This window comes from Shinella sp. GW821-FHT10F02, assembly GCF_058809275.1.
The window spans coordinates 81,829-107,671 of the sequence record NZ_JBXASL010000012.1; the positions used below are offsets into that span (position 1 = coordinate 81,829).

Here is a 25,843-nt window from a genome sequence, read left to right on the forward strand (position 1 = left end):
CCGCAACAGGACGAAAAAGTCCAAAACGGCGCGCTCCCGTTAAGCATTAGAACAGCTTCTGCTTTGCGCGGCGCCACCCAGCCATTAAGCGGAGCCGCATGACGTCCTCGGAAAATGACCCTTCCCGCCTTCCCGAGCTGACCGAAATCGAAAAACGGTGTCTTGAACTTGCCGCCAACGGCAGGACGCCGGCCGATATCGTGCTCGAGACCGACATAGCGATGCCGCGCGTGACTGAAGCCATGCGCAGCGCGATAGACAAGCTCGGCACGCGCAACATCACCGCCGCGATCATCCGCGCCGCCCGCCTCAACCTGATCTAGTTGTTCAGTTCCCGCGCTCGGCTGTGCGCAAGGGCATGGTCAGCAATGCGCGAAAATGCATCGGGGAAACCGGACCGGCAACCAGCGACCCCATCTGTGGAAAGCGGGCGCGAATGCGCTGCTCGACATTGGCGAGACCGATCCCCAGGCCGGAGCGGGCAGCCCCATGAAACTGCATCGGCGTTTGCGTCACGTTGTCGACGGAAAGCGCCAGGGTTTCCCCATTTTGCGTGGCCGCGATGGTTATCTTCAAGAATCCGGTTGAACAGCGGAGCCCATGCTTGATCGCATTTTCGATCAAGGGCTGCAGGATGAGGCTGGGGACGAGCGCGTCTTGAAGCTCGTGGGGTATTTCGAGCGAAACGCTCATCCGGTCCGAAAAGCGTTCTTGCTCAATCATGAGATACTCTGCTTCCAGCGCAAGCTCCTCGGACAGAGTGAGGTCGCGGAGCGGGTCGAGTTCAAGCATTTTGCGCAGGAACGACGAGAGCGATATGACCATGAGGCTGGCATGCTTCGAAGCGCCTTCTTCAATCAGCCCGACAATAGAATTGAGGGTATTGAAAAGGAAATGCGGGTTGATCTGGTAGTGCAAGGCTTGAACCTTGGCGTTCAACGCCTCCTCGCGTGATATGGCGGACCGCTGCTGATGGGCGCGGGCTTCCAGATTATACATGTGGGCGATGAAGAAACACGACCAACCCAGGAACAACGATATCCCGTAAAAAAGCGTATAGCAGAAGTTTTCCTTGTCATAATCGACCGCGACCGCCGGATTGATGGCATGGAAAAGCGTAAATTCCACGGATGTCGCCACCAATGCCGCCAGGATGGACATGGGGAAGGATAGAAATATCTTGGAGGTGATGCTGGATGTTCGAACGGACACGAGAACCCGTGTCAGGACAAACGTCAACAGAAGCGACAGCAGCGACACCCCCACCTTTATCGGCAAGTAATTCAACGGATTGATGCCAAGAAGCACCCAGAGCGATGTGGACATCAAAAACTCTGTCGCCCAGAATCCCAGCATCAGCTTGACGACCACGGCGGAAGGTTCGGCCCCATTTCTGTCTGAGCCCGTCATTTCAAATTGTTCGTAAGCGAGACTTTTAAGCATCATTGCTCGACTCCACAGTCAACGGATCGCCGATATTATAGGACAAAGATTTGGCTCTCGCCCATATGTGCTGCTGTACGGCCTCCTTCCAGAAGCCGTGATCACATCTCAATCTCAAATTGATGGCCCTGAGCCTACGCGGCAGCAGAGGTCTCGGCGAGCCGCAGCATGGCAAGCGCCGCACCCTCGTCGGTGATCAGCGTGTTGCAGCCGACGCGGCGGATGGTGGCGCGGATCGCGAGCGCCCGGTGCTCACCGCCCGAGACCAGCACGATGTGGCGCGCCTTCTTCACCGTATCGAGGTCGATCGACATGACCCGGTGGCGGATCGGATGGTCGATCGTGTGGCCGTCGGCATCGAGGAAATTGCACATCGTATCGCAGACGCAGCCGGCTGCGATCAGCTCGTCCAGCTCGTGCCGGGCGATGAAATCGCGCGACAGCGAGGAGGAGCGCGGGCCGATATCGCCGCAGCTCACCACCGCGATGTCCATGTTCTCCGCCAGCTCGAACAGGGTTTTCAGCCCGCACTTTTCGATCAGGCTGCGCTTGGTCTCACGCGAATCGACCAGCAGCGGTGCGAGGAACAGATAGCACTCCGCGCCGAGCTGGCTCGCCAGCCGCCAGGTATATTCGATCGGGTTGATGTGGTGCGCCTCGACCACGCCGCCGAGCAGCGAGACGACCTTCACCCGCTCGCGCCGCGCCGGGCGGAAGCTGGCGAGCGAGGCGGTCAGCGTGCGCCCCCAGCCGACGCCGATCGTGCAATCATCCGGGATCGCCTCGGTCAGGAACTGGCCGAGCGCCAGGCCGACGCCCCTGGCATTGGCCTCCGCACTTTCGGCCGCCGGCACCACCACGGCCTCGTCCAGCCCATAGGCCTTCTCCAGCCGCACGGCGAGCTCGACGCAGTCGGCCACGCCCTCGTTGATCCAGATCTGCACCTCGGAGCGCTTCAGCGCCTCGTCGAGCATGCGGATGACGGTGGTGCGGCTGACGCCGATCTTCTCCGCCACATCCTTCTGGGTGAGACCCTGGTTGTAATAGAGCCAAGCGGCCCGCAGCCTCAGCGCCGCCGATTCCGAATAGGCCGTGTGTGTGTCGCGCCGGAGCCTTGCCACGGTACCTCCATCTCTTTGCAATCGTTCCGGAACACCTTAACACAGGAAACGAAAAATGCGACATATGTTCAGGAGATTGATCAAAAGTACTTGACTTTTGCAGCTGGAAACGACGATAGTCCGCCTCATATCGGCTGGCGCATTCCGTCGGCGGATTGGTTGTGCCGGCACGCGCGGCGACTGAAACAGGAAGCACAGTCGCCGAGCGCGCCATCACGAGCAACTGGAGGAGGGCCTGGCATTTCCGTGCAAGGAAAGCGGCCCAGCAACAACCATTTCGGGATATCGATATGACGTCCAAGCTTGAACAACTCCGCGCGATGACGACCGTCGTGGCAGACACCGGCGACATCGAAGCCGTGCGCCGCCTGAAGCCGGTCGATTGCACCACCAACCCGACGATCGTGCTCAAGGCACTCGGCACGCCGATGTTTGCCGACACCGTCTCCGAAGCCATCCGCTGGGGCCAGTCCCAGGGCGGCAACCGCGAAGGCGTCGTTTCGGCAGTCGCCGATCGCCTGGCGATTTCCGTCGGCGCAGCGCTGTCCGAACTCGTGCCCGGCCGCGTCTCGACGGAAGTCGATGCCGACCTCTCCTTCGACACGGAAGCCTCCATCGCCAAGGGCCGCGAGATCATCAAGGCCTATGAGGCGCGCGGCATCACCCGCGACCGCATCCTCATCAAGCTCGCCTCCACCTGGGAAGGCATCCGCGCCGCGGAAGTGCTCCAGAAGGACGGCATCGACTGCAACCTGACGCTGCTCTTCAACAAGGCCCAGGCCATCGCCTGCGCCGATGCCGGCGCCTTCCTCATCTCGCCCTTCGTCGGCCGCATCCTCGACTGGCACGTCAAGGCTTCGGGCAAGACGTTTTCGGCGGAAGAAGATCCGGGCGTCGTCTCGGTCCGCGCGATCTACGATTACTACAAGTCCAACGGCATCAACACGATCGTCATGGGCGCCTCCTTCCGCAACACCGGCGAGATCGAAGCCCTTGCCGGCTGCGACCGCCTGACGATCAGCCCGGCGCTTCTCGAAGAGCTCGACGCTGCCGAAGGCACGCTGGAACGCAAGCTCTCCCCGGAAAAGGCCGCCAAGGTTTCGCCGATCAAGATCGACGAAAAGACTTTCCGCTGGATGCTGAACGAAGACGCCATGGCCACCGAAAAGCTCTCCGAAGGCATCCGCGCCTTCGCCAAGGACCTCGGCAGCCTGCGCGCGATGATCGACAAGGAACTGAAGGCCGCCGCATAAGGCTCCCCTCCTCACCGCACCTCTCCTCCGTCATGGTCGGGCTTGACCCGACCATCCATACCGCGGAGGGCCGCGTGGATCCTCGGGTCAAGCCCGAGGATGACGAAAGAGAGCAAAGAGCCTGCAGGAAACACGAAGGCCGCCCATCGGGCGGCCTTTTTGCTGCTTAACCATAAATTGGCAAACGCTCTGGTGGGGCTCGCGAAGCTTTCGACACACGCCTAGATTACGACGAGGCGACACGACGAAAGGATCCCCTATGAAGCGTTTTCTGGCAGCAATCGTTCTGCTCTGCACGGCGGGGCTTGCCGTACCAGCGGCTGCGGAAGAGGACTTCCACGGTGAATGGCAGCAAATTGCCTCGAATGCAGGTGAATGCCCGACCTGCCGCATCACCATTCGCCAAACCGGTGCATCGCTCGAAATCGTCGCCAACAATGACTGGACGGCGATCGCGGAAACCAGGGGCCATGAAACGGCGAATGGCGCAGGCTTCTGGAAACGCGGGACACGAAAGACCTATGCCGGCAAGACTTTCAACATCCGGCTCCGCCACAACGGGGATGACGAGCTTCTCATGAGGATGAGGATCGAGCCGATCCAAGGCAAAAGCCGCACGATCCAGGGCCTTTTCAAGCGGATCGAACGGCTGAAAATCTAGAAAGTGCGATCCACGGCGACCGATGGATGTTTACGATCCTGGGTGCCTACAAACGTAGGTGGGCGCCATGTGACCAAGCCCACGGGCCGGGTCAGGGACAGCTCCCTTTGGATCGAGTATGGCCCCAGGGATTGTGGTTCCTGTCGGGAAGCGCAGACCGCATCCGATATATAGGCGCAAAGCGGCCTCTTCGCCAGTGGCAATCGTAAGCCTTAGTTGACCGGCGGCTTGCCCGAGAGTTTTGCCGCCATGCCCTGGATCTGGCTGGTCAGGTCGCCGAGCGCCTGGGCGATCGCGTCCTCGCTCTTGGAGACCTCGCTCATCACGCCTTCGCGGCCCTTGCGCAGTTCCTCGGCTTCCTTTTCGAGCTTGGTGAGACGGCGGGTGACCTCGTTCAGCTCGTCCATCACCATGATGCCGGCCATGACGGTGAGGCGCAGGTCGCCGATCTCGCCGAATTGTTCCTTGAGGTGGCCGACATACCGATCGAAGTCGGCGGCAAGCTCTTCGAGATGCCCCTCCTGGCCCTCTTCGCAGGCCATGCGATAGGCCTTGCCATCGATCTGTACGGTTACCTGTGCCATGCGGAATTTGTCCTGATTTCTGGGAAGGCGGGCGGCTAGCGGTCGAGCACGGCCCGGATCGTTTCCATGGCGGTGACGAGCCGCCGGGAGACCTCGCGGTTGACCTCCTCCAGGCGGTTGGCGCGGAATTCGGACTGGTCCAATTCCTGGGCGAGCCGCGAGCGGTCGGTGTTCACACGCCGCACCTCGCCCTCGACCTCGCCGTGATCCCGTTCGCGGTCGAAGCGCATGTCGAGCGCATTGTCGAGGGAGGAAATCGCCCTGCGCAACTCCTCGATCGCTGCCCTGACTGTTTCCCCGTTCGTCATAAAGCCTTCACCGGCACTCTTAAAAAACGCGAATCGCCGCCGCCAGCGCCGGTTCTCTCGGCCTGACAGTATTCAACAGCGGGCGGCAGCGTCAACAGCGCGGCAATCCGCGGCGCAAACACCCTGTGGATCAGATAGCGGGACCGCGGCCTTGGTCCCTACTCAATCGATTTAAAAAACGCTAAGAAATGCGGCGGAATTGGTCGTGGAAACCCGCAAAAGCAGCCGAATTCGTTGACTCCGACGGCGCACCTGCTATGTGTCTCCCGCTTCCTAACCGATGCCCGAAACGGCATCGGCCCTGACACCCCGAAGAATACGGAACAGTCATGATCTCTCGCGAAAAACACGACCGGATGGCGAACGCAATTCGCTTCCTTTCCATGGATGCCGTGGAAAAGGCGAACTCGGGTCATCCCGGCCTGCCCATGGGCGCAGCAGACATCGCAACGGTTCTTTTCACCCGCTTCCTCTCCTTCGATCCGAAGACGCCATCCTGGCCGAACCGCGACCGGTTCGTGCTGTCGGCCGGCCACGGCTCGATGCTCCTCTATTCGCTGCTCTATTTGACCGGCTACGAGGACATCACGATCGACGAGATCAAGAATTTCCGCCAGCTCGGCGCGCGCACCGCGGGTCACCCGGAATACGGCCACGCCGCCGGCATCGAGACGACCACCGGTCCGCTCGGCCAGGGCATTGCCAATGCCGTCGGCATGGCGATCGCCGAGCGCAAGCTGCGCGACGAGTTCGGCGCCGACCTCATCGAGCACTACACCTACGCCATCGTGGGTGACGGCTGCCTCATGGAGGGTATCAGCCAGGAAGCACTTTCGCTCGCCGGCCACCTGAAGCTCAACAAGCTGATCGTGTTCTGGGACGACAACAACATCTCGATCGACGGCCCGATCTCGATTGCCGACTCGACCGACCAGCACGCCCGTTTCCGCGCCTCGCACTGGCACACGATCGCCGTCGACGGCCATGATCCGGACGCGATCGCCGCCGCCATCGAAGAAGCCCAGAAGTCCGACAAGCCGACCCTGATCGCCTGCAAGACGACCATCGGTTTTGGCGCGCCGAACAAGGCCGGCACCCACAAGGTGCACGGTTCGCCGCTCGGTGCGGAAGAAATCGCCGCCACCCGCAAGGCGCTGAACTGGGAATCGGAAGCCTTCGTCGTTCCCTCCGACGTGCTCGACGCCTGGCGCCTCGCCGGTCTTCGCTCTGCCAAGACCCACAAGGAATGGGACACCCGCCTCGAAAAGACCGAAGGCGAGAAGAAGGCCCAGTTCGTGCGCCGCTTTGCCGGCGAACTCGAAAGCGGCCTCGACTCGGCCATTGCCGCCTACAAGAAGAAGCTTGCCGAAACCAAGCCGAACCCGGCGACCCGCAAAGCCTCCGAGGACGCGCTGGAAGTCATCAACGGCGTGCTTGCCGAAACGATCGGCGGCTCGGCCGACCTGACCGGCTCGAACAACACCAAGACCAGCCAGACCAAGTCGATCACGCCCACCGACTTCTCCGGCCGCTACCTCCACTACGGCGTGCGCGAGCACGGCATGGCTGCCGCCATGAACGGTATCGCGCTGCACGGCGGCCTGATCCCGTATTCCGGCGGCTTCCTGATCTTCTCGGACTATTGCCGTCCGTCGATCCGCCTTGCCGCGCTGATGGGCATCCGCGTCATCCACGTCCTGACCCATGATTCCATCGGTCTCGGCGAAGACGGCCCGACGCACCAGCCGGTCGAGCACATGGCGGCACTGCGCGCCATCCCGAACCTGCTCGTCTTCCGCCCGGCCGATGCCACGGAGACGGCAGAGGTCTGGCAGCTCGCGCTCGAAAGCCACAACCGCCCGTCGGCGATTGCGCTGACCCGCCAGAACCTGATGCCGGTGCGTCTCGAATACGAAGAGGAAAACCTCTCCGCCCGCGGCGCCTATGACCTCGTGTCGGCAAGCGATGCACAGGTCACGATCTTCGCTTCCGGCTCGGAAATCGAGATCGCGGTGAAGGCCCAGCAGACGCTTTCGGCCAAGGGCATCTCGACCCGCGTCGTTTCCGTGCCCTGCGTCGAGCTCTTCGCCGAGCAGCCGGAAGCCTACCAGCAGGCGGTCATCGGCAATTCGCCGGTCAAGATCGCCGTCGAAGCCGGCATCCGCCAGGGCTGGGATCACTTCATCGGCTCCGACGGCATCTTCATCGGCATGTCCTCCTTCGGCGCCTCGGGTCCCTACAAGGAACTCTACAAGCACTTCGGCATCACGCCGGAGGCTGTCGTCGCCGCTGCGGAAGCCAAGCTCGCCTGAGTGTCGCCTGAGTGTCCTGGGGGCGCGGCCACCCGCCGCGCCCGCTCAGACTGCCATTAGATTTTTGATAGGGAGAGACCCCAAATGACTGTGAAAGTTGCCATCAACGGATTCGGCCGCATCGGCCGCAACGTGCTCCGCGCCATCGTCGAATCCGGCCGCACCGACATCGAAGTCGTCGCCGTCAACGATCTCGGCCCGGTCGAGACCAACGCGCATCTCGTTCGCTACGATTCCGTCCACGGCAAGTTCCCGGGCACCGTCACCGTTTCCGGCGACACGATCGACGTCGGCCGCGGCCCGATCCGCGTCACCGCCATCCGTGACCCGAAGGAACTGCCCTGGGGCGACGTCGACATCGCGCTGGAATGCACCGGCCTGTTCACGACGAAGGAAAAGGCCGGCGCGCATCTCGCCAACGGCTCCAAGCGCGTCATCGTCTCCGCACCGTGCGACAATGCCGACAAGACCATCGTCTACGGCGTCAACCACAACACGCTGACCAAGGACGACCTCGTCATCTCGAACGCGTCCTGCACGACGAACTGCCTGGCGCCCGTCGCCTACATTCTCGACAAGGCCTTCGGCATCGAGAAGGGCTACATGACGACGATCCACTCCTACACGGGTGACCAGCCGACGCTCGACACCATGCACAAGGACCTGTACCGCGCCCGCGCTGCAGCCCTGTCCATGATCCCGACCTCGACGGGTGCCGCCAAGGCCGTCGGCCTCGTGCTGCCGCAGCTTGCCGGCAAGCTCGACGGTTCGGCGATCCGCGTGCCGACCCCGAACGTCTCGGTCGTCGACCTGAAGTTCGTGCCGTCGCGCAACGTCACGGCTGACGAAGTCAACGCCGCCATCAAGGCCGCCGCCGAAGGCGAGCTGAAGGGCATCCTCGACTACGTCACCGGCCCGCTCGTCTCCATCGACTTCAACCATGACAGCCATTCCTCGAACTTCGCTGCCGACCAGACCAAGGTTCTCGACGGCAACCTCGTTCGCATCCTGTCCTGGTACGACAACGAGTGGGGCTTCTCGAACCGCATGTCCGACACGGCCGTTGCCCTCGGCAAGCTGATCTAAGGACGCCGATCATGTTCCCGCCCCTCACCCTCAAGACGGTCCGCTGGCGCCCGTTGGAGGGCGAGGGGCTGGAACACCTCACCGTGCGCGCCCTCGACGGCGGCATTCGTGTGGAAAGCGCCGTCATCGGCGAGCGCGAGCCCAGCATTCCCTATGGCGTTCATTACCGGGTCGATCTCGACGCGGCCTGGCATGTCCGGTCCTTCCTGGTGGAGGTCACCACGGGCCAGCGCATCGCGATGACGTCGGATGGACAGGGGCACTGGCGATCGGAAAACGGAACGGCGCTTCCCGCCTTCGACGGCTGCATCGACATCGATCTTGCCGGTTCGCCCTTCACCAACACGCTGCCGATCCGCCGCCTAAACCTCGCAAAAGGCGAAAAGAGCCCGCTGCTGACGATGGTCTACGTGCCCTTCGACACGTTCGAGCCCTTTGCGGACGGTCAGTTCTACACCTGCCTTACGGCGGATGAGCGCTACCTCTTCGAGGAAGAGGACGGCACGTTCACCGCGGAACTTCCGGTCGATGCCGATGGCTTCGTGACCGACTACCCCACCCTATTCGCAAGACTCTGACGGGAGCCCTCCCCCCATGACCTTCAAGACCCTCGACAACCTCACCGACATCGCCGGCAAGCGCGTGCTCGTCCGCGTCGATCTCAACGTGCCGGTCAAGGACGGCAAGGTCACCGATGCAACCCGCATCGAGCGTGTCGCGCCGACCATCCTGGAACTGTCGAAGAAAAGCGCCAAGGTCATCCTGCTCGCCCATTTCGGCCGCCCGCAGGGCGCCGTCGTCGCCGACATGTCGCTGGAGCAGATCCTTCCCGCCGTGAACGACGTGCTCGGCACGAAGGTACATTTCGCCGCCGATTGCATCGGCGAGGCTGCCGCAGCCGCCATCGCATCGCTGCAGAACGGCGACATCCTGCTTCTCGAAAACACCCGCTTCCACAAGGGCGAAGAGAAGAACAACCCGGACTTCACCGCAGCGCTCGCCGCCAATGGCGACCTCTACGTCAACGACGCCTTCTCCGCCGCGCACCGCGCCCATGCCTCCACCGAAGGCCTCGCCCACCTGCTGCCCGCCTATGCCGGCCGCACCATGCAGGCCGAGCTCGAAGCGCTGGAAAAGGGCCTCGGCAATCCGTCCCGCCCGGTCGTCGCCATCGTCGGCGGCGCCAAGGTTTCCACCAAGATCGACCTGCTGATGAACCTCGTGAAGCGTGTCGATGCGCTGGTCATCGGCGGCGGCATGGCGAACACCTTCCTCGCCGCCCGCGGCACCAATGTGGGAAAATCACTTTGCGAGCATGACCTCGCCGAGACCGCCAAGCAGATCATGATCGAGGCCGCGACCGCCACCTGCGCCATCGTGCTGCCGGAAGACGGCGTCGTCGCCCGCGAATTCAAGGCCAATGCCGAAAACGAAGTGGTCGACGTCAACGCCATTCCCGCCGACGCCATGATGCTCGACGTCGGCCCGAAGACGGTCGAAGCGGTCAATGCCTGGATCTCGCGCACCGCGACGCTCGTCTGGAACGGCCCGCTCGGCGCCTTCGAAATCGCCCCCTTCGACACGGCGACGGTCTCGGCCGCAAAACACGCCGCCGCTCGCACCAAGGAGGGCAAGCTGGTCTCCGTCGCCGGTGGCGGCGACACCGTCGCAGCCCTCAACCATGCCGGTGTTGCGGACGATTTCACCTATGTCTCGACCGCGGGCGGCGCCTTCCTGGAATGGATGGAAGGCAAGCCGCTTCCGGGCGTCGAAATCCTGCACCAGCAGAAATAATCCCGGGGGGCTTGCGCTCAGCCGTGGATCGCCTACATTTCTGGTCAGTATCAACGAACAGAAAGGAAGGTGATCCAATGTCTAATGAGATTTCGGTCTTGGCTTCGGGCATGGGAATTGTGGTGAACGAAACGAGGCAGCCCTCGTTCTGATCCCGCCTTCCTTCGGGTCGCAAGACCCGGGTCCGCACCGGACCAAACCTCATGGGGGCCACCTTCGGGTGGCCCTTTTGCGTTTCGGCTATTGGGGTAGCTGTAGGCTCCCCACACCTCCAACGTCATCCTCGGGCTCGACCCGAGGATCCACCGCCCACCCGCGGCATGGATGGTTGGGTTAAGCCCGACCATGACGACAGAGAGGTAGCGTCAATTGGGATTACGGAGAGCCTCCCGTTCGGGAAGTTGTTCAAGGCCGGATTAAAACCGTCAGCATCATCAGCACGATGGCGACGACCGCGATCTTCCAGAAATCCGCGCGCCGCTTCAGCCCCGGCAGGCCGATGGGCCGGATGAGGTGCAGCAGCATGACGGCGAGTAGCAAAGCGGGAAGGATTTTCGACATGGTGGCCTTTCTCCGCCCTTCCTGTCACACCCGAGACACTTTTCCAAGCGATCAGCGCAGGGTCTGAAAATCGTTCGCGTGTCGCCTTTGTATCTGGCAATCGGCAGCGAGTGCGCTATTCCTTACCCATTGGCGAAACTCACGAAAATATCATGCGTAACAACCTCATCTCCGTCTTCGCGCTTCTCATGGGCACGCTGTTCCTTTTCCTTGGAAACGGCCTGCACGGCCTGCTGCTGCCCATGCGCGGCGCCTTCGAGGGCTATGAGACGACGATGCTCGGCCTGCTCGGCACGTCCTGGGCCTCCGGCTTCGTGCTCGGCTGCCTCATGGCGCCGACCATCGTCAAGCGCATCGGCCATGTGCGCGCCTTTTCCGGCTTCGCCTCGCTGATCGCCATCATCGCGCTTTTGACCGGCATGCTGGTCGATCCGTTCTGGTGGATCGTGCTGCGCGCCGTCACCGGTTTCTCCATTGCCGGCACCTCGATGATCATCGAAAGCTGGCTGAACGAGCGCGCCACCAATGAAAGCCGCGGGCTGATCTTCTCGCTCTATATCGCCATCACGCTGGTCGGCACCGTCGGCGGCCAGATGACGGTGGCGCTCGGCGACGTGACGACGCCGATGCTCTTCATGTTCGCCGGCATTCTCTACTGCTTCGCCATGCTGCCGACGACGCTGTCGACCGCCGCCTCGCCGCAGCCGCTGAAGCAGGTCCGCCTCGATATCCCGGCCCTCTTCCGCACCTCGCCCGTCGCCTGCGTCGGCATCGTGCTGATCGGCATTGCCAATGGCGCCTTCGGCACGCTGGGTGCCGTCTTCGGCGCCAATGCCGGCCTCACCTCCAGCTCGATCGCCATCATGATGAGCGTGGCGATCTTCGCCGGCGCCGTCATGCAGCTTCCCGCCGGCCGCATGTCCGACCGGATCGACCGGCGCATCGTTCTCGCCATCCTGTCGGCGGTCGCCGCCGGGGCTGGCCTCGCCCTCTTCGTCTTCCAGCCCGCCTCCGTCACGGTGCTGCTGGTGCTGACGGCGCTTTACGGCGCAACGGCGAACGCGCTCTACCCGATCGCCGTCTCACACGCCAACGACTTCGCCAGCCCCGAGGACTTCGTGAAGGTGTCGGGCGGCCTGCTGCTGCTCTACGGCATCGGCACGATCATCGGCCCGACGATCGGCGGTCCCATCATGTCGGCCGTCGGTCCCTATGCGCTCTTCATGGTCACCTGCTGGGCGCATATCCTGATCACCGCCTACGCGATCTTCCGCAGCCGCCGCCGCGCGGCGAAGCCCGCCGAGATGCGCGATTCCTACACCACCATCAACCCCGGCACGATGACCACGCCGGAAAGCCTGCAAATGTCGCCACGCGCCCTGCCTCAGATGCAGGCGAGCGACGAGCTATCGGAGGAGAAAACGGCATGAGCCTCTTCGACGACGACCGCCCGCAAAAGAAGATCGCCCACGCGATCGGCAGCGACCTTTCGCTCCTCTCGGTGGACGAGCTTGCAGCGCGAATCGCGCTTCTGCGCGCAGAAATTGAACGGCTCGAATCGGAGAAGACGAAGAAGGGTGCGAGCCGCTCGGCGGCCGAAAATCTGTTTCGTTAACCACGCGCCAGATTGCCGCACCCTTGCCGGAAAGGCACAGGAAAGGGCAATCCGACAATAGAGTTAACCGGCCATTAAGCCTTATACGTTATTACTTGGGGCATCCGGTCTTCCGGGTTCAGACATTTTCTCCCTTCGGGGTTTCGGTCTGATTTTTCTCCCTGTTTTACCTTGAGAGCCGCTTTCCGCGGCTCTTTTTTTGTTTGCGCGGGGGCGCCCAAGGCACCTGTGCCGAAACAATTGTGGAGATTAACCCTTTATTAAGAATGCCCTTGCGCGAATTAGGTTATGGGATCATCCTTGAGACATAAAAGGGCGGCTCGGAACACAGAGCCCTCACCTTCCGTTACCTGCATTGTGATGCGTTCAACAGGGATGACACCATGTCCGATCGTGGATTGAATACCGTCAGCTTCGCTGGCCATGTTGCGTCGTCGGCGCAATTCAAGTCCCTGTACGCCGAAGGCATGGGTCTCGTCGAGGAAACGGCAAGCTACCTGGACGGCGTCGGCCGCCAGGCCTCAAAGGTTCTGCCCCGCATGGCCTCCGTGCTCTATGCAGCGGAATCGATGCGGCTCACCACCCGCCTGATGCAGATGGCCTCCTGGCTGCTGCTCCAGCGCGCCGTCAACAATGGCGAGATGAGCCGCGACCAGGTTCTCTCGGAAAAGAACAAGGTGCGCCTCGACAGCTTCAACGTCGACAAGACCGCGCCCGGCTGGAACGACCTGCCGGAAGCCTTCCGCGACCTGATCGAACGGTCGCTGCGCCTGCAGAACCGCATCGCCCTGCTCGACCGCGAAATCTACCGGCCGCAGGACGTCCAGACCTTCGCACCGGACAACCAGAACAGCGTCCAGGCCCAGCTCAACCTGCTGCAGACCGCCTTCGGCAACAACTGAGCGACCGTTGCAGACGACATGACAGGACCCGGCTTCGGCCGGGTTTTTTGTTTTTGTCGCACGGGCAAAAACAGGCAACAAAAAACCCGGCCGAAGCCGGGTTCTTGAAACCGTCAAGGAGAAGCAGATTAGAGGCCGAGGCCCGAGAAACGCTTCTTGAACTTGGAAACGCGGCCGCCGCGGTCCAGCATCTGCTGGTTGCCGCCGGTCCAGGCCGGGTGCGAGGTCGGGTCGATTTCGAGGTTCATCGTTGCGCCTTCCGAACCCCAGGTCGAGCGGGTTTCGTACTCGGTGCCGTCGGTCATGACGACCTTGATGACGTGGTAGTCGGGATGGATATCAGCCTTCATGACAATCTTCCTGCTTGTTCCGGGGGCCATTTGTCGCAACGCATTGCGACAGCGGGGCCAAAGACGTAAATGAAGCCGCGGTCGGCTAGACCTACGGCTTCCCAATTCGATGGCGAGCCTATACATGAAGGCCGTCTGGATAACAAGAGCCGAAAGACAATTCGTGCCGCCAGGCACTGGAAACGGGGGTATGGTGTCCGCAGACAGAGAAGCAACCGCGCCGGGCAAAACCGAGCGCCGGACCGTCCGTCCGCTGGGCAGGCTCCTTCCCTATATCGGCCGCTATCGCGGCCTCGTCGCCGGCGCGCTCGTGGCGCTCGTCATGGCCGCCATCACGACGCTCATCCTGCCGCTCGCCGTGCGCCGCATGATCGACCACGGCTTTTCCGGCGCCGATGCCGGCTTCATCAACACCTATTTCATGATGCTCTTCGTGCTGGCCGGCCTGCTCGCGGTTGCGAGCGGCATGCGCTACTATTTCGTCATCACGCTCGGCGAGCGCATCGTCGCGGATCTGCGCCGTGACGTCTTCGCCCATGTGACGAAGCTGTCGCCTGCCTTCTTCGACGTCAATCAATCCGGCGAGATCGTCTCGCGGCTGACCGCCGATACGACGCAAATCAAGTCCGCCGTCGGCGCCACGGCCTCGGTCGCACTGCGCAATCTCATCCTCTGTCTGGGTGCCATCGCGATGATGGTCTATACCAGCCCGAAACTGTCCAGCCTCGTCATCGCCGCCATTCCGGTCATCGTCTTCCCGCTCGTCGCCTTCGGCCGCTCCGTGCGCCGCCGCTCGCGCGAGGCGCAGGATACGCTGGCCGCAGCCTCCGCCTATGCCGGCGAGGCGATCGGCGCGACGCGCACGCTCCAGGCCTTCAATGCGGAAGAGGCCGCCCGCGCCCGCTTCTTCGGCAATGTCGAAAGCGCCTATGAGGCCGCCCGCGCCGCGATCCGCGCCCGCTCGCTGCTCACGGGTTTTGCGATCGCCATGATCTTCGGCTCCGTCGTCGCCGTCCTGTGGTTCGGCGCCCGTGACGTGCTCGCCGGCAATCTTTCTCCCGGCACGCTCGGCCAGTTCCTGCTCTACGCCGTCTTCGCCGCCGGCAGCCTTGGCGCGCTCTCCGAAGTGTGGGGCGAGCTGTCGCAGGCCGCCGGTGCCGCCGAGCGCCTGACGGAACTGCTCGCCGAAAACCCGGCGATCAAGGCGCCTGCCAATCCCGTCGCACTCCCGCAGCCCGCCCGCGGCGAACTCGCCTTCGAGGACGTGCACTTCTCCTATCCCGCCCGCCCCGGCTATCGCAGCGTCAACGGCCTGAGCTTCGCGGTGAAACCCGGCGAAACCGTTGCCATCGTCGGCCCCTCCGGCGCCGGCAAGAGCACGATTCTCTCGCTCGTCCTGCGCTTCTACGATCCCGATGCCGGCACGATCACCCTTGACGGCGTGGACCTGCGCGCCGCCGACCCGGAAGAGTTGCGCCGCCGCATCGCGCTGGTGCCGCAGGATGTCACCATCTTCGCCGCAACGATCCGCGACAACATCGCCTTCGGCCTGACGAATGTCAGCGACGCGGCCGTGCAGGCCGCCGCCCGCGCCGCACAAGCGGAAGAGTTCATTGCCCGTCTCGACAAGGGTTACGACACGATGGTCGGCGAACGCGGCGTGACGCTTTCCGGCGGCCAGCGCCAGCGCATCGCCATTGCCCGCGCCATCCTCAAGGACGCCCCCCTGCTGCTGCTCGACGAGGCGACCTCCGCACTGGACGCCGAAAGCGAGACGCTGGTGCAGAAGGCGCTCGACGGCCAGATGGGCAAGCGCACGACGATCGTCATCGCGCACCGGCTCGCGACCGTGCTTAAGGCCGACCGCATCCTCGTCATGGAGGCGGGCCGCGTCGTCGAGGAGGGCACGCACCAGTCGCTGATCCGCCAGGACGGGCTCTATGCCCGCCTCGCCCGGTTGCAGTTCGATCACGGCGGCCAGGCCTTCCTTGGGGAAGACCGCGCGGCGAGTTAACCGTCCTCTGCCCTTGCCTCCCCGGCGTGCCGCCCTATTGTGAAGGGGCGACCTGCGTCACTCTTGGCCCGCGTCACTCTTGGGAGGAGAACCCCGTGGCATTTTCGACGATCACCCGCCGTACCCTCATGGCCCTCGGCACCACCGTGCTGGCATCTCTGGCACTCGGCCTGCCCGCCAGCGCCCAGCAATTTCCCGACCGGACCATCACGCTCGTCGTGCCCTTCGCCGCCGGCGGCTCGACGGACGTGGTCGCGCGCATCATCGCGCAGAAGATGTCGGAAGGGCTTGGCCAGCAGGTCATCGTGGAAAATGTCGGCGGTGCCGGCGGCAGCCTCGGTGCGGACCGCGTGGCGCGCGCGGACCCGGACGGCTACACGATCCTGATGGGAACCGTCGCCACCCACGCGCTGAACCCGCTCATCCTCAAGACCAAACCCTATGATGCGGAAAAGGACTTTGCGCCCGTCTCGCTCCTCGTCGTCGTGCCGAATGTGCTGGTGGTGAACCCGGAACTGCCGGCGAAGAATGTCGAGGAACTGCTGGCGCTGCTGAAGGCCGATCCGCAGGGCTACAGCTACGCCTCGTCGGGCAACGGCACGCCGCTGCACCTTTCCGGCGAACTGTTCAAGAGCATGGCCGGCGTCAGCATGCAGCATGTGCCCTACAAGGGCTCCGGCCCGGCGCTGAACGACGTGATCGGCAACCAGATCCCGATCATGTTCGACAACCTGCCCTCCTCCTCCGCCCATATCAAGGCCGGCACGCTGCGCGCGCTCGCCGTCACGACGAAGGAACGCGCCGCCTCCTTCCCGGATGTGCCGACCATCGCGGAATCCGGCATTCCGGGCTACGAGACCTATACGTGGAACGCGCTCTTCGCGCCGGCCGGCACGCCGACGGAGGTCGTCGCCAAGCTGAATGAGGCGGCCAACAATACGCTGAAGGACCCCGCCGTCATCGAGCGCATGAAGGAGTTCAGCGCGACGATCGTCGGCTCGACGCCGGAGGAACTCGGCAAACATGTGACCGCCGAGCTCGCCAAGTGGAAGCCGGTCGTCGAAGGCGCCAAGATCCAGATGGATTGATCGCTTCCGGTCGGCGCTTTCAGGCGCCGACCGCCCTTCCCACCACGCGGCCGGAAAACAGGCAGCCGCCGAGGAACGTGCCCTCCAGCGCATTGTAGCCATGCAGGCCGCCGCCGCCGAAACCGGCCGCCTCGCCCGCCGCATAGAGGCCCGGCACGGGCTTGCCGGAAAGTTCCAGCACCTGTCCGGACAGATTGGTCTGCAAGCCGCCCAGCGTCTTGCGCGTCAAAATGTTGAGCCGCACGGCGATCAGCGGCCCGGCTTTCGGGTCGAGCAGGCGGTGTGGCCGTGCCGTGCGCATCAGCCTGTCGCCGAGATAGACGCGCGCGCCGCGGATCGCGGTGACCTGCGCATCCTTGGAAAAGGGGTTGTCGAGCTCCCGGTCGCGCGCCTCCACTTCGGCCCGCACCTGCGCGACGTCCAGAAGCGGCTCGCAGGTGAGCCCGTTCATGGCGGAGACGAGATCGCCGAGATCGTTGCGCACCACGAAATCCGCGCCCTTGTCCATGAAGGCCTGCACCGGGCCGGGCGGATTCCGGCCGAGGCGTTTCAGCAGCAGCGGGATGTCCTTGCCGGTGAGATCGGGGTTTTGCTCGGAGCCGGAGAGCGCGAATTCCTTCTTGATGATCGCCCGCGTCAGGATGAACCAGCTGTGGTCATGGCCGGTCGCCCGGATCGCCTTTAGCGTTGCCAGCGTGTCGAAACCCGGCATGGCGGGTGCGGGAAAACGCCGGCCCGTCGCATCGAGCCAGAGCGAAGACGGCCCCGGCAGGATACGGATGCCATGGCCCGGCCAGATCGGATCCCAGTTCCGGAGATCCTCTGTGTAATGCCACATACGGTCACCATTGACGACGGAGCCGCCGGCGGCCTGCGCAATCGCCAGCATGCGCCCGTCGACATGGGCCGGCACGCCGCTCACCATGAAACCCGGCGGCTCGCCGAGACGCTCGCGCGGCCAGTTCTGCCTCACGAGATCCGGATTGCCGCCGATACCCCCGGAGGCGACGAGCACTGCGCCGGCGCGCAGGCTGAAATCGCCCACGGCCTCGCGTGAGGTCGACCGGCCCCGCCCGGCATTGTCCGGCTTCAGCACCGCGCCATGCGCGCCGACGATCGCGCCATTCTCGACGATGAGGCCGTCCACCCGATGGCGGAAGCGGAAGAAGAGCGCCTTGGAGACGCGCAACGCCTCGGCCCGCCGGAGGAAAGGCGCCAGCACACCCGGGCCGGTGCCCCAGGTGACGTGAAAGCGCGGCACCGAATTGCCGTGGCCGGTGGCAAGCCCGCCGCCACGCTCCGCCCAGCCGACGACGGGAAACCAGCGCATGCCCATGGCGTGCAGCCATGCGCGTTTCTCGCCGCTGGCGAAATCGAGATAGGCATCCGCCCACAGACGCGGCCAATGATCCTCCGGACGATCGAAACCCGCCGAGCCGAACCAGTCCTGCCGGGCGAGCGCGAGCGTGTCGCGGATGCGCAGGCGCCGCTGTTCCGGGCTGTCGATGAAGAACAATCCACCGAGCGACCAGAAGGCCTGCCCGCCAAGGCTCTGCTCACCCTCCTGGTCGATGACGATGACCTTGAGCCCTCGGCCCGCCGCCTCCGTCGCCGCCACGAGGCCCGCAAGCCCCGCCCCGATTACCAACAGATCGCAATCCACAGCAAAGCCTCCCGCCCTATCGGGAAAACTTACGCGCACGTCTGCGTAAGATCAACGAAAGCGATTATCGTTCGGTGAGCTTCAACTCGATACGACGGTTGGTGGCGCGCGCTGCATCGTCCTGCCCCTCGGCGATCGGCTGGAACTCGCCGAAACCTGCCGCGACGAGGCGGTTGGCCGGCACGCCGTTGGCAATGAGGAATTTCACTACGGAGGTCGCGCGGGCGGAGGAGAGTTCCCAGTTGTCGCGGTAGCGGCCCGTGCCGGAGAGCGGCACATTGTCGGTATGGCCGTCGACGCGCAGCACCCAGTTGATTTCGGCGGGGATTTCGCGCGAAAGGTCGAGCAGCGCGGTGGCGAGCTTGCCCATCTCCGCCTGCCCTTCCGCGTTCAGCTCATTGCCGCCCGAGGGGAACAGCACTTCCGACTGGAAGACGAAGCGGTCGCCGACGATGCGGATGTTTTCGCGGTCGGAGAGGATTTCGCGCAGGCGGCCGAAGAAGTCGGAGCGGTAGCGGTTGAGTTCCTGCACACGCTGCGCCAGTGCGACGTTGAGGCGCCGGCCGAGATCGGCGATCTTCGCCTGCGAGGACTGGTCTTTCGCCTCGGAGGCCTGGAGCGCTTCCTCGACGGCGGCGATCTGGCTGCGCAGCGCCGCGATCTGCTGGTTGAGCAGCTCGATCTGGCTCATGGCGCGCGCTGTCACCTGCTTTTCTGCATCTAGCTCGCCTTCCAGCGTGGTCGCGCGGGCCGTTGCGACATCGGAAGCGCCGGCGCCGCTATCGAGCAATTGCTGCAGGCGCGTGCGGTCGCTTTCCGACTGGGCGAGCGAGGCCTGGAGATTGGCGAGCGAATCCTCCAGATCCTGCTTGCCGCTCTTTTCCAGCGCCAGGAGCTGCGTCAGCTCGTTGATCTGGCTGGTCAGCCGGTTCAGCACGTCGTCCTTGCCGGAGATTTCGCGGCTCAGGAAGAACTGCGCCAGCACGAAGACGGTGAGCAGGAACATGATGGACAGCAGCAGCGTCGACAGCGCATCGACGAAACCCGGCCAGTAGTCGACCGTCCGCTGGCTGCGCCGGTTGCGGGCGAGCGCCATTTATTCGCCCCCGGCCTTGTGGGCTTTTTCCGTCACGCGGTCCGGCAGTTTCTCCACGGCCTTTTCACCGCTGCGCGCCGCGATCCTGTCGAGCGTGCGGCGCAGCGCCTTCGATTCCTCCTGCTGCGCCTCGATCCAGTCGCGCAGCATCTGCTGCTCGCTGCGCATGTTCTTGACGAGACCCTGGATGCCTTCCGCAAGGCTCGCCATCGCCGCGGTCGAGCGGCCGGCGCCGCCTTCCTGCGCGAGTTTCAGGATCTGCTGGGCCAGCGCCTGCACGTCGGTGGCGGACGACGCCGCGAGGTCGGCAGCCGGCTGGAGCTCCGAGCCGACATCGGTGACGGAGGAGAGCCAGTTTTCCAGCTCGGTATAGAAGCGGTTCTGCGCGCGGCCGGCCTGGAGATCGAGGAAGCCGAGGATCAGCGAGCTCGCAAGGCCGAAGAGCGAGGTGGAGAAGGCCGTGCCCATGCCTTCGAGCGGCGCGGAGAGGCCTTCCTTGAGGGCGGTGAGAATATCGTTCGCCGTGCCGCCGCCGGCATCGAGCGACTGGATGACCGCGCTGATCGAGCCGATCGTGCCGAGCAGGCCCCAGAAGGTGCCGAGCAGGCCGAGGAAGACGAGCAGGCCGATGAGGTAGCGCGACGTATCACGCGATTCGTCGAGGCGGGTGGCGATGGAATCGAGGATGGAGCGCAGCGCCGCGGTCGACAGCGCCATCGAATGGCGCCGGCCGATCAGCGAACGCATCGGCGCGAGCAGCACCGGGTCGCGGCCGACTTTTTCCGCACTGCCTGCCGCGCGGAAGGAATTGAACCAGCGCACTTCCGGGCGAAGCGCCAGCACATGGTTAAACACCAGCAGGATGCCGATCAGCAGCACGCCGATGATGAGGCCGTTGAGACCCGGATTGCTGAGGAAGGCCGATTGCGCCTGGCGGAAGAGAATGGCGGCGACGAACCCGACGATGATGAGGAAGATCACCATCGTCCAGAAGAACGCCATGGGGCTCGAGAGTTTGTGGGGATAATCGTCCCCGGACTCGGCCGACCCTCCCCAACCCGACAGCGCCAGCTTAGCCATGTAGTCGCATCTCCACTTCCTCGGTCGGGCGGGAGACTAGAGGAAGATTATGCCGAATTGAAGGGCTTGCCGGCCACAGCGGCGCAGGAAAGCGCCGCTATCACACGCTGTTAGCGCGTCGGCACCGGGCGATGCACCACGTCGCGCAGCGCCTTGTGGATATATTCGTTGCCGGCGACCACTGTGCCGGTATCGAACATGGCATTGCCGCCGTCGAGATCGGTTGCATAACCGCCGGCTTCGCGAATCAGGAGAAGGCCGGCTGCGAGATCCCAGGGCATGAGGTCGCGCTCCCAGAAACCGTCGAAACGGCCGGCGGCGACATAGGCGAGGTCGAGCGAGGCGGAGCCGAGGCGGCGCATGCCGGCGACTTCGCCCATGACATGGCGCAGCTCGACGAGGAACTTGCCGTGGTTGCCGCGGCCGAGATGCGGCACGCCGCAGCCGATGACGGCATCCGACAGGTTCTTGCGGGCCGCGACGCGCAGGCGGCGATCGTTGACGAAGGCACCGCCACCGCGCTCGGCGGTGAAGAGTTCGTCGGTCGCCGGGTTCAGCACCACGGCCGCGACGATCTCGCCATTGCGCTCCAGCGCGATCGAGACCGCGAAGGCCGGAATGCCGTGCAGGAAGTTGGTCGTGCCGTCGAGCGGATCGACGATCCAGCGATGCGCGCCGTCCGTGCCGATGATCTCCTCGGATTCCTCGCCGAGGAAGCCATAGGTGGGCCGCGACTTCAGCAGTTCTTCGCGCAGCAGCTTCTCGGCCTTGCGGTCGGCCTGCGAGACGTAGTCGCCGGGGCCTTTGAGCGAAACCTGCAGGTTCTGCACTTCACCGAAATCGCGGGCGAGCGACTTGCCGGCCTTGAAGGCGGCCTGAACCATGACGTTGAGAAGTGCTGAACGAGCCATGTAACAAAAATCCTTCGGGAATGTCCGGCGCTTCGGAACGGCAAGCCGCGGCGCGAAAACGCGCCAGGACCGGAATATGGCGCCTCAAGACCACAAATCCCCCGAAGTTTCAAGCCTTCAGCCCCTGCATCCGCTGCAATGCAGGGTATGCAATCGCGCAACAGGGTAAATGCGGGAGGCTTCAGGAGCCCGAGCGGTACTTGTTTGCGGCGTCGACCGCCGCCTTCTGCTGGTCGTCGTTGAGGCCGAGATAGAAATCTTCGAGCAAGGGATCGTTGAGCCCGGCGCGGCGCGCCAGCACGAACCATTTGGCCGCCTGGATCGGATCGGGCTTCGTTCCAAGCGCGTGGATGTAGAGCTGGGCGAGCTTGCTCTGGGCGACCGGATTGCCGCCATCGGCCGCGCGCTTCAGCCATTTGAAGCCGGCATCATAGTCGCGCTCGCCGCCCGTGCCGTTCACCAGCCAGATGCCGAGATCGAGCTGGGCGGTGTCGTAGCCGGCGCGGGCGGCGCGAAGCAGCCATTCGCGCGCGCGCTTCGTCTTTTCCTCCGGCAGGCCCTTCAGGTTGAGGTAGATCTGCGAGACGGCATATTGCGCGTCCGCAATGCCCTGTTCCGCGGATTTCTCATAATAGGGGAGTGCGGCCGCAAGGCCCTTCTCGCCCGGGGAATCCGCCACCAGCACCTGCCCGTAGTTGAACTGCGCCGAGGCATTGCCGAGATCGGCCGATTTCTTCATCAGCTCGTCGGCCTTGGCGCGGTCCTCCTTGGAGCGCGAGCGCTCCATCAGCAGGATTGCATATTTGAACATGCCGGTCGGGTCGCCGCCATTGGCCGACTGCTCGTACCAGAACATCGCCTGTTCGCGATTGCGCTTGACGCCGAGGCCGCGGTCGAGGATTTCCGCCACCAGCGTCTGCGCCGCCGGGTCGCCGAGCTGGGCGCGCGGCAGGGCAAGCTCCATCGCCGTCAGGTAACGGCCGCGCTGGAAGGCGCCGAACGCCTCGTCGATCTTGCCGGTAAACGGCTTTTCCGCCGGCAGCGCCGGCAGGTCCGCGCCCATGCGATCGAGCACGGAAAGGCCGGTCGACGGGCCGTCGGCGGGCTTGTCCTCCTCCGTCTTGATGGGCGTCTCTTCCGCGGAGGCCGGCGCGGTCTCCACCACGGTGTCCTTCTTCGGCATCGTTCCGTTATCGCCGGCGGTGACGGACGGGCCCTTCTTGGCCGTCTGCGCCCAAGAGGGCGCGGCCACGAAAACGCCCGTGGCGAGGAACGCCACCGGCGCGATACGGCAAGCTTGCAAGAAGAGGACCCTGATCATGGTGCCTACTATTGCCCAAACCGTGGCGCTTTTTCGTCAAGCAGCGCGTTGACCGCGGCCACCACATGCGGCGCCTGCGCGGGGTCGGCAAAAACCGCCTTGTCGAGCGCCACGAACTCCGCCCCGGCCTCGGCGACAGCCAGCGCCGACTGCGGATCGGCACCGCCGAGCACGATGCAGGGGATCTCGATCATCGACGCCCACCATTCGGCGAGCGCCACGTTCTTGGGATGCGCCTCCGGCTTGATGTCGCCGCCGATCTTGCCGAAGAAGATATAGTCCGGCTGCACCTCGCCGATCTCCAGCGCCTTGTGCCTGTCGGTCGCATTGCCGCCGCCGACGATGAACTGCGGCGTGAATTTTTCGATCACTTCGCCCAGCTCCTGCGCGCCGCCCGTCACATGGATGCCGTCGGCCTTCACCCGGCCGGCCACGCGCGTGTCGCCGGCGACGAGCGCCGCCGCTCCCGCCTGCTGGACGATCGCCACCAGCGCCTCGGCATGTTTCTGGAACTGGCTGTCGTCGAGCCCATATTGCGGCAGAATCACCGAGGCGACGTCGCCGCCCTTCAGCGCGCCCTCCAGCATCGCGGCACGCGCGGACAGGTCCTCGCCCTCGGGAAGGATCAGCACCAGGCGGCAGCGGGATTCGACGTCAGACATGGATGTTGCACTTCCTTGAATTTCAGCGGCCGGTCGCGGCCTTCGGGGCTCGTCATAACAGATCAAAGCGGATAGACGGAAGAACCAACAGGATCAATCGCCCTCCATGTCCATCGACCCCTCAATCTACTACGCCGCCATACCCGCCGTCATCCTCGTCGGCATGACGAAGGGCGGCATGGGCGAGGCGCTGGCGCTGATGGGCGTGCCGATCCTCGCCATGGCCGTTCCGCCGGTGCAGGCCGCCGCCATCCTGCTGCCGATCCTCGTCGTCATGGATATCGTCTCGCTGTGGATCTGGCGCGACCACAACGACCGCACGCTCCTGAAGATGCTCCTGCCCGGGGCGTTAGTCGGCGTGGCGATCGGCTGGGCGACGTCGGCCTATGTGCCGCGCGATGCGCTGCGCCTTATCATCGGCGTCATCACCGTGCTCTTCGCCATCCGCTACTTCTACAACAGCTACCGCGCGCGCCACGGCTATGTTGTCCAGCCGAAACCGCACCGCGTCGTGCCCGCCGCCTTCTTCGGCACGCTTGCCGGTTATGGCAGCTTCGTCGCCCATTCCGGCGGTGCACCCTTCCAGGTCTACGGCCTTCCGCTGAAACTGCCGCCGCGCGATTATACGGGTGCGGCGGTCCGCTTCTTCGCGATCATCAACTTCATCAAGCTCGGCCCCTATTTCGCGCTCGGCCAGCTCGATACGACGAACCTGACGATCTCGGCGACGCTCGTGCCGCTGGCGATCGCGACGACGGCGCTCGGCGGTTTTGCCGTCAAGCGCATGAAGCCGGATGTCTTCTATCCCTTCATGTATGCCATGGCCTTCATCGCCGGCCTGAAGCTCGTCTATGACGGCGTCGTGGCCATTCTCTGAGGCCTGAAATTCAGGCTCTTCGCAGCGCACAAAAAGCTTGCCGCACATGCTGCTTTGCCATAGCTTTCGGCCATGGCGCACCCGGACCCCTTCTCTGCGATTGCCGATCCCAACCGCAGGTTCCTGCTGGAGGAGCTGCGCCGCGCGCCCCGCACGGTCAACGAGCTCTCCGAGGGCCTGCCCATCAGCCGCCCGGCGGTGTCGCAACACCTCAAGGCCCTGCTCGACTGCAATCTCGTCAGCGTCAAATCCGAGGGCACCAGGCGCATCTACGCGATCAATGCCAAGGGCTTCGACAGGCTCAATCTCTGGCTCGACCAGTTCTGGTCCTGAACACCCGTTCCAAAACAGAACGCCCCGGCGCGTCGATCGACGGCCAGGGCGCCTGCTTGTCTATGATTACGTTTACCGGAGGCAGTTTCGCGAATTGGGCTCCTACCCTGGTCCTCCCATTCAGACCAACTGTTTCGCGACCGTCACTCCATCTGTAACTTTGGAAAAATCCCTGTCTTTCAGTGAGTTGAGGAGCGAAGACGCTCGATCTCATCCTTGATGCGCAGCTTGCGACGCTTGATGTCGGCGATCGTACGATCTTCAGAAGAAGGTTGGTTCATCGCTTCATGCAACTCCTCTTCCAGAGCGAAGTGCTTCTTTTCGAGCGTGGCCAGATGAGCCTCAATCGTCATGTGACAGTTCCTTCCTTTTGCTTGCACCCGGTCATTCGCACGCCGGGTGGTCCAGGTTGCAACAGTTTCAGTGTGCCATGTCATTTTTCATTTGTCGAAGGCGAAAACGTGGCGAGGGATAACTTCCCGTTACCAGGGGTTTCGTGGTACGAGCAGCCTTCATACAGGCTGGGGGACGCGGGTCAGCCGCGCCTCCGACGACGGGGAACGAATAGCATGCCAGACCAGGACCAGGCTGAATTGCGGCTTGCCGTTGCACGGCTGAGGCAAGAACACGAAGACTATGATGCCGCGATCAACGCCATGATCCAGATCGGCTGCGAAGCCCTCAGAATCCAGCGCATGAAGAAGAAGAAACTGGTCATCAAGGACAAGATTTCCAAGATTGAAGACCTGATCATCCCCGACATCATCGCCTGATAAAAAACCGGACGAGAAGCCTTGGACACCACAGA

General features: G+C 63.8%; 28 protein-coding genes and 1 other RNA gene. 15 read left to right on the forward strand and 14 right to left on the reverse strand.

Annotated elements, in window-relative coordinates:
- The first annotated feature begins 98 nt into the window (after positions 1 to 98).
- Complete coding sequence (locus AC1RWL_RS30025; RefSeq protein ID WP_439624086.1) at positions 99 to 323, forward strand: helix-turn-helix transcriptional regulator; 225 nt, start codon at positions 99 to 101, stop codon at positions 321 to 323.
- Between the two features lie 4 nt (positions 324 to 327).
- Here AC1RWL_RS30025 and AC1RWL_RS30030 read toward each other — a convergent pair whose 3' ends face one another.
- The gene (locus AC1RWL_RS30030; protein ID WP_493097122.1) at positions 328 to 1,446 is read right to left on the reverse strand and encodes a sensor histidine kinase; all 1,119 of its coding nucleotides are present in this window, start codon (positions 1,444 to 1,446) and stop codon (positions 328 to 330) included.
- 131 nt (positions 1,447 to 1,577) lie between these two features.
- Positions 1,578 to 2,564, reverse strand: coding sequence for a sugar-binding transcriptional regulator (locus AC1RWL_RS30035; RefSeq protein WP_492646578.1), 987 nt, complete (start codon positions 2,562 to 2,564; stop codon positions 1,578 to 1,580).
- Between the two features lie 290 nt (positions 2,565 to 2,854).
- Between AC1RWL_RS30035 and tal the strand changes: the two genes are divergently transcribed.
- A complete protein-coding gene (gene tal, locus AC1RWL_RS30040) occupies positions 2,855 to 3,817 on the forward strand; it encodes a transaldolase (RefSeq protein WP_256120980.1) in 963 nt (320 codons plus the stop codon).
- Positions 3,818 to 4,076: 259 nt separating this feature from the next.
- On the forward strand, positions 4,077 to 4,478 hold the full coding sequence (locus AC1RWL_RS30045; protein WP_493097121.1) for a DUF2147 domain-containing protein: 402 nt from the start codon (positions 4,077 to 4,079) through the stop codon (positions 4,476 to 4,478).
- 3 nt (positions 4,479 to 4,481) lie between these two features.
- Here the strand turns inward: AC1RWL_RS30045 and ssrS are convergent.
- The 3 genes from ssrS to AC1RWL_RS30060 form a co-directional block, all read right to left on the reverse strand.
- A non-coding RNA gene (gene ssrS / locus AC1RWL_RS30050) (6S RNA) lies at positions 4,482 to 4,640 on the reverse strand.
- Between the two features lie 50 nt (positions 4,641 to 4,690).
- Positions 4,691 to 5,062 (reverse strand): cell division protein ZapA, encoded by a 372-nt coding sequence (locus tag AC1RWL_RS30055; protein WP_493097120.1) that lies wholly within the window; start codon positions 5,060 to 5,062, stop codon positions 4,691 to 4,693.
- Positions 5,063 to 5,097: 35 nt separating this feature from the next.
- On the reverse strand, positions 5,098 to 5,370 hold the full coding sequence (locus AC1RWL_RS30060) for a DUF4164 domain-containing protein (RefSeq protein ID WP_256120977.1): 273 nt from the start codon (positions 5,368 to 5,370) through the stop codon (positions 5,098 to 5,100).
- Between the two features lie 329 nt (positions 5,371 to 5,699).
- Here AC1RWL_RS30060 and tkt point away from each other — a divergent pair, with 329 nt between their 5' ends.
- From tkt to AC1RWL_RS30080, 4 genes are all read left to right on the forward strand, one after another.
- Positions 5,700 to 7,682: a transketolase gene (gene tkt / locus AC1RWL_RS30065; protein WP_256120976.1), complete on the forward strand. Its 1,983-nt coding sequence runs from the start codon at positions 5,700 to 5,702 to the stop codon at positions 7,680 to 7,682.
- A gap of 84 nt (positions 7,683 to 7,766) precedes the next feature.
- The gene (gap, locus tag AC1RWL_RS30070) at positions 7,767 to 8,768 is read left to right on the forward strand and encodes a type I glyceraldehyde-3-phosphate dehydrogenase (RefSeq protein ID WP_023514642.1); all 1,002 of its coding nucleotides are present in this window, start codon (positions 7,767 to 7,769) and stop codon (positions 8,766 to 8,768) included.
- 11 nt (positions 8,769 to 8,779) lie between these two features.
- On the forward strand, positions 8,780 to 9,346 hold the full coding sequence (locus AC1RWL_RS30075; RefSeq protein ID WP_493097119.1) for a putative glycolipid-binding domain-containing protein: 567 nt from the start codon (positions 8,780 to 8,782) through the stop codon (positions 9,344 to 9,346).
- Between the two features lie 16 nt (positions 9,347 to 9,362).
- Positions 9,363 to 10,562 (forward strand): phosphoglycerate kinase, encoded by a 1,200-nt coding sequence (locus AC1RWL_RS30080; protein WP_493097118.1) that lies wholly within the window; start codon positions 9,363 to 9,365, stop codon positions 10,560 to 10,562.
- A gap of 405 nt (positions 10,563 to 10,967) precedes the next feature.
- Here AC1RWL_RS30080 and AC1RWL_RS30085 read toward each other — a convergent pair whose 3' ends face one another.
- Complete coding sequence (locus tag AC1RWL_RS30085; RefSeq protein ID WP_256120972.1) at positions 10,968 to 11,123, reverse strand: hypothetical protein; 156 nt, start codon at positions 11,121 to 11,123, stop codon at positions 10,968 to 10,970.
- A 152-nt stretch (positions 11,124 to 11,275) separates the two neighbouring features.
- On the opposite strand from AC1RWL_RS30085, the gene AC1RWL_RS30090 reads away from it, so the two are divergent.
- The 3 genes from AC1RWL_RS30090 to rcdA all read left to right on the forward strand — a co-directional run bounded on the left by AC1RWL_RS30090 (position 11,276) and on the right by rcdA (position 13,640).
- On the forward strand, positions 11,276 to 12,553 hold the full coding sequence (locus AC1RWL_RS30090; RefSeq protein ID WP_493097117.1) for an MFS transporter: 1,278 nt from the start codon (positions 11,276 to 11,278) through the stop codon (positions 12,551 to 12,553).
- Positions 12,550 to 12,738 carry a DUF1192 domain-containing protein gene (locus AC1RWL_RS30095; RefSeq protein WP_493097116.1) on the forward strand — a complete coding sequence of 63 codons (189 nt, stop codon included), beginning with the start codon at positions 12,550 to 12,552 and terminating at the stop codon, positions 12,736 to 12,738. Before AC1RWL_RS30090 ends, AC1RWL_RS30095 begins: the two co-directional genes overlap by 4 nt.
- A gap of 383 nt (positions 12,739 to 13,121) precedes the next feature.
- Positions 13,122 to 13,640: a protease adaptor protein RcdA gene (gene rcdA, locus AC1RWL_RS30100; protein WP_319321356.1), complete on the forward strand. Its 519-nt coding sequence runs from the start codon at positions 13,122 to 13,124 to the stop codon at positions 13,638 to 13,640.
- 128 nt (positions 13,641 to 13,768) lie between these two features.
- On the opposite strand, the gene rpmE is transcribed toward rcdA, so the two are convergent.
- Positions 13,769 to 13,990: a 50S ribosomal protein L31 gene (gene rpmE, locus AC1RWL_RS30105; RefSeq protein WP_256120968.1), complete on the reverse strand. Its 222-nt coding sequence runs from the start codon at positions 13,988 to 13,990 to the stop codon at positions 13,769 to 13,771.
- A gap of 190 nt (positions 13,991 to 14,180) precedes the next feature.
- Here rpmE and AC1RWL_RS30110 point away from each other — a divergent pair, with 190 nt between their 5' ends.
- Together AC1RWL_RS30110 and AC1RWL_RS30115 are read left to right on the forward strand one after the other, a co-directional pair.
- The gene (locus AC1RWL_RS30110) at positions 14,181 to 16,004 is read left to right on the forward strand and encodes an ABC transporter transmembrane domain-containing protein (protein ID WP_493097115.1); all 1,824 of its coding nucleotides are present in this window, start codon (positions 14,181 to 14,183) and stop codon (positions 16,002 to 16,004) included.
- Between the two features lie 128 nt (positions 16,005 to 16,132).
- The gene (locus AC1RWL_RS30115; protein WP_305112926.1) at positions 16,133 to 17,092 is read left to right on the forward strand and encodes a Bug family tripartite tricarboxylate transporter substrate binding protein; all 960 of its coding nucleotides are present in this window, start codon (positions 16,133 to 16,135) and stop codon (positions 17,090 to 17,092) included.
- 19 nt (positions 17,093 to 17,111) lie between these two features.
- Here AC1RWL_RS30115 and AC1RWL_RS30120 read toward each other — a convergent pair whose 3' ends face one another.
- The 6 genes from AC1RWL_RS30120 to AC1RWL_RS30145 form a co-directional block, all read right to left on the reverse strand.
- Entirely contained in the window at positions 17,112 to 18,755 is a 1,644-nt protein-coding gene (locus AC1RWL_RS30120) for an FAD-binding dehydrogenase (protein WP_493097114.1), read from the reverse strand.
- Between the two features lie 64 nt (positions 18,756 to 18,819).
- Positions 18,820 to 19,851 carry a peptidoglycan -binding protein gene (locus tag AC1RWL_RS30125; protein WP_256120964.1) on the reverse strand — a complete coding sequence of 344 codons (1,032 nt, stop codon included), beginning with the start codon at positions 19,849 to 19,851 and terminating at the stop codon, positions 18,820 to 18,822.
- Entirely contained in the window at positions 19,852 to 20,931 is a 1,080-nt protein-coding gene (locus AC1RWL_RS30130) for a flagellar motor protein MotA (protein WP_493097113.1), read from the reverse strand.
- Positions 20,932 to 21,041: 110 nt separating this feature from the next.
- Positions 21,042 to 21,842 (reverse strand): inositol monophosphatase family protein, encoded by an 801-nt coding sequence (locus AC1RWL_RS30135; protein ID WP_256120962.1) that lies wholly within the window; start codon positions 21,840 to 21,842, stop codon positions 21,042 to 21,044.
- A 181-nt stretch (positions 21,843 to 22,023) separates the two neighbouring features.
- Positions 22,024 to 23,163 (reverse strand): tetratricopeptide repeat protein, encoded by a 1,140-nt coding sequence (locus AC1RWL_RS30140; RefSeq protein ID WP_493097112.1) that lies wholly within the window; start codon positions 23,161 to 23,163, stop codon positions 22,024 to 22,026.
- Between the two features lie 8 nt (positions 23,164 to 23,171).
- Entirely contained in the window at positions 23,172 to 23,825 is a 654-nt protein-coding gene (locus AC1RWL_RS30145; RefSeq protein WP_493097111.1) for a thiamine phosphate synthase, read from the reverse strand.
- Positions 23,826 to 23,931: 106 nt separating this feature from the next.
- On the opposite strand from AC1RWL_RS30145, the gene AC1RWL_RS30150 reads away from it, so the two are divergent.
- Together AC1RWL_RS30150 and AC1RWL_RS30155 are read left to right on the forward strand one after the other, a co-directional pair.
- Positions 23,932 to 24,702, forward strand: a complete 771-nt coding sequence (locus AC1RWL_RS30150) for a sulfite exporter TauE/SafE family protein (RefSeq protein WP_493097110.1) — start codon at positions 23,932 to 23,934, stop codon at positions 24,700 to 24,702.
- A 72-nt stretch (positions 24,703 to 24,774) separates the two neighbouring features.
- Complete coding sequence (locus AC1RWL_RS30155) at positions 24,775 to 25,035, forward strand: ArsR/SmtB family transcription factor (protein WP_435266206.1); 261 nt, start codon at positions 24,775 to 24,777, stop codon at positions 25,033 to 25,035.
- Between the two features lie 179 nt (positions 25,036 to 25,214).
- Here AC1RWL_RS30155 and AC1RWL_RS30160 read toward each other — a convergent pair whose 3' ends face one another.
- The gene (locus tag AC1RWL_RS30160; RefSeq protein WP_256120957.1) at positions 25,215 to 25,388 is read right to left on the reverse strand and encodes a YdcH family protein; all 174 of its coding nucleotides are present in this window, start codon (positions 25,386 to 25,388) and stop codon (positions 25,215 to 25,217) included.
- A 216-nt stretch (positions 25,389 to 25,604) separates the two neighbouring features.
- On the opposite strand from AC1RWL_RS30160, the gene AC1RWL_RS30165 reads away from it, so the two are divergent.
- A complete protein-coding gene (locus AC1RWL_RS30165) occupies positions 25,605 to 25,808 on the forward strand; it encodes a YdcH family protein (RefSeq protein ID WP_256120956.1) in 204 nt (67 codons plus the stop codon).
- The last annotated feature ends 35 nt before the right edge of the window (positions 25,809 to 25,843 follow it).

Coding starts and splice junctions, on each gene's coding strand:
- AC1RWL_RS30125 (WP_256120964.1), bottom strand. CDS start 19,851: ATGGCGCTCGCCCGCAACCGGCGCAGCCAGCGGACGGTCGACTACTGG.
- tal (WP_256120980.1), top strand. CDS start 2,855: ATGACGTCCAAGCTTGAACAACTCCGCGCGATGACGACCGTCGTGGCA.
- AC1RWL_RS30155 (WP_435266206.1), top strand. CDS start 24,775: ATGGCGCACCCGGACCCCTTCTCTGCGATTGCCGATCCCAACCGCAGG.
- gap (WP_023514642.1), top strand. CDS start 7,767: ATGACTGTGAAAGTTGCCATCAACGGATTCGGCCGCATCGGCCGCAAC.
- AC1RWL_RS30060 (WP_256120977.1), bottom strand. CDS start 5,370: ATGACGAACGGGGAAACAGTCAGGGCAGCGATCGAGGAGTTGCGCAGG.
- AC1RWL_RS30135 (WP_256120962.1), bottom strand. CDS start 21,842: ATGGCTCGTTCAGCACTTCTCAACGTCATGGTTCAGGCCGCCTTCAAG.
- tkt (WP_256120976.1), top strand. CDS start 5,700: ATGATCTCTCGCGAAAAACACGACCGGATGGCGAACGCAATTCGCTTC.
- AC1RWL_RS30115 (WP_305112926.1), top strand. CDS start 16,133: ATGGCCCTCGGCACCACCGTGCTGGCATCTCTGGCACTCGGCCTGCCC.
- AC1RWL_RS30075 (WP_493097119.1), top strand. CDS start 8,780: ATGTTCCCGCCCCTCACCCTCAAGACGGTCCGCTGGCGCCCGTTGGAG.
- AC1RWL_RS30150 (WP_493097110.1), top strand. CDS start 23,932: ATGTCCATCGACCCCTCAATCTACTACGCCGCCATACCCGCCGTCATC.
- AC1RWL_RS30080 (WP_493097118.1), top strand. CDS start 9,363: ATGACCTTCAAGACCCTCGACAACCTCACCGACATCGCCGGCAAGCGC.
- AC1RWL_RS30055 (WP_493097120.1), bottom strand. CDS start 5,062: ATGGCACAGGTAACCGTACAGATCGATGGCAAGGCCTATCGCATGGCC.
- rpmE (WP_256120968.1), bottom strand. CDS start 13,990: ATGAAGGCTGATATCCATCCCGACTACCACGTCATCAAGGTCGTCATG.
- AC1RWL_RS30085 (WP_256120972.1), bottom strand. CDS start 11,123: ATGTCGAAAATCCTTCCCGCTTTGCTACTCGCCGTCATGCTGCTGCAC.
- AC1RWL_RS30165 (WP_256120956.1), top strand. CDS start 25,605: ATGCCAGACCAGGACCAGGCTGAATTGCGGCTTGCCGTTGCACGGCTG.
- AC1RWL_RS30160 (WP_256120957.1), bottom strand. CDS start 25,388: ATGACGATTGAGGCTCATCTGGCCACGCTCGAAAAGAAGCACTTCGCT.
- AC1RWL_RS30090 (WP_493097117.1), top strand. CDS start 11,276: ATGCGTAACAACCTCATCTCCGTCTTCGCGCTTCTCATGGGCACGCTG.
- AC1RWL_RS30110 (WP_493097115.1), top strand. CDS start 14,181: ATGGTGTCCGCAGACAGAGAAGCAACCGCGCCGGGCAAAACCGAGCGC.
- AC1RWL_RS30025 (WP_439624086.1), top strand. CDS start 99: ATGACGTCCTCGGAAAATGACCCTTCCCGCCTTCCCGAGCTGACCGAA.
- rcdA (WP_319321356.1), top strand. CDS start 13,122: ATGTCCGATCGTGGATTGAATACCGTCAGCTTCGCTGGCCATGTTGCG.
- AC1RWL_RS30130 (WP_493097113.1), bottom strand. CDS start 20,931: ATGGCTAAGCTGGCGCTGTCGGGTTGGGGAGGGTCGGCCGAGTCCGGG.
- AC1RWL_RS30140 (WP_493097112.1), bottom strand. CDS start 23,163: ATGATCAGGGTCCTCTTCTTGCAAGCTTGCCGTATCGCGCCGGTGGCG.
- AC1RWL_RS30045 (WP_493097121.1), top strand. CDS start 4,077: ATGAAGCGTTTTCTGGCAGCAATCGTTCTGCTCTGCACGGCGGGGCTT.
- AC1RWL_RS30030 (WP_493097122.1), bottom strand. CDS start 1,446: ATGATGCTTAAAAGTCTCGCTTACGAACAATTTGAAATGACGGGCTCA.
- AC1RWL_RS30095 (WP_493097116.1), top strand. CDS start 12,550: ATGAGCCTCTTCGACGACGACCGCCCGCAAAAGAAGATCGCCCACGCG.
- AC1RWL_RS30145 (WP_493097111.1), bottom strand. CDS start 23,825: ATGTCTGACGTCGAATCCCGCTGCCGCCTGGTGCTGATCCTTCCCGAG.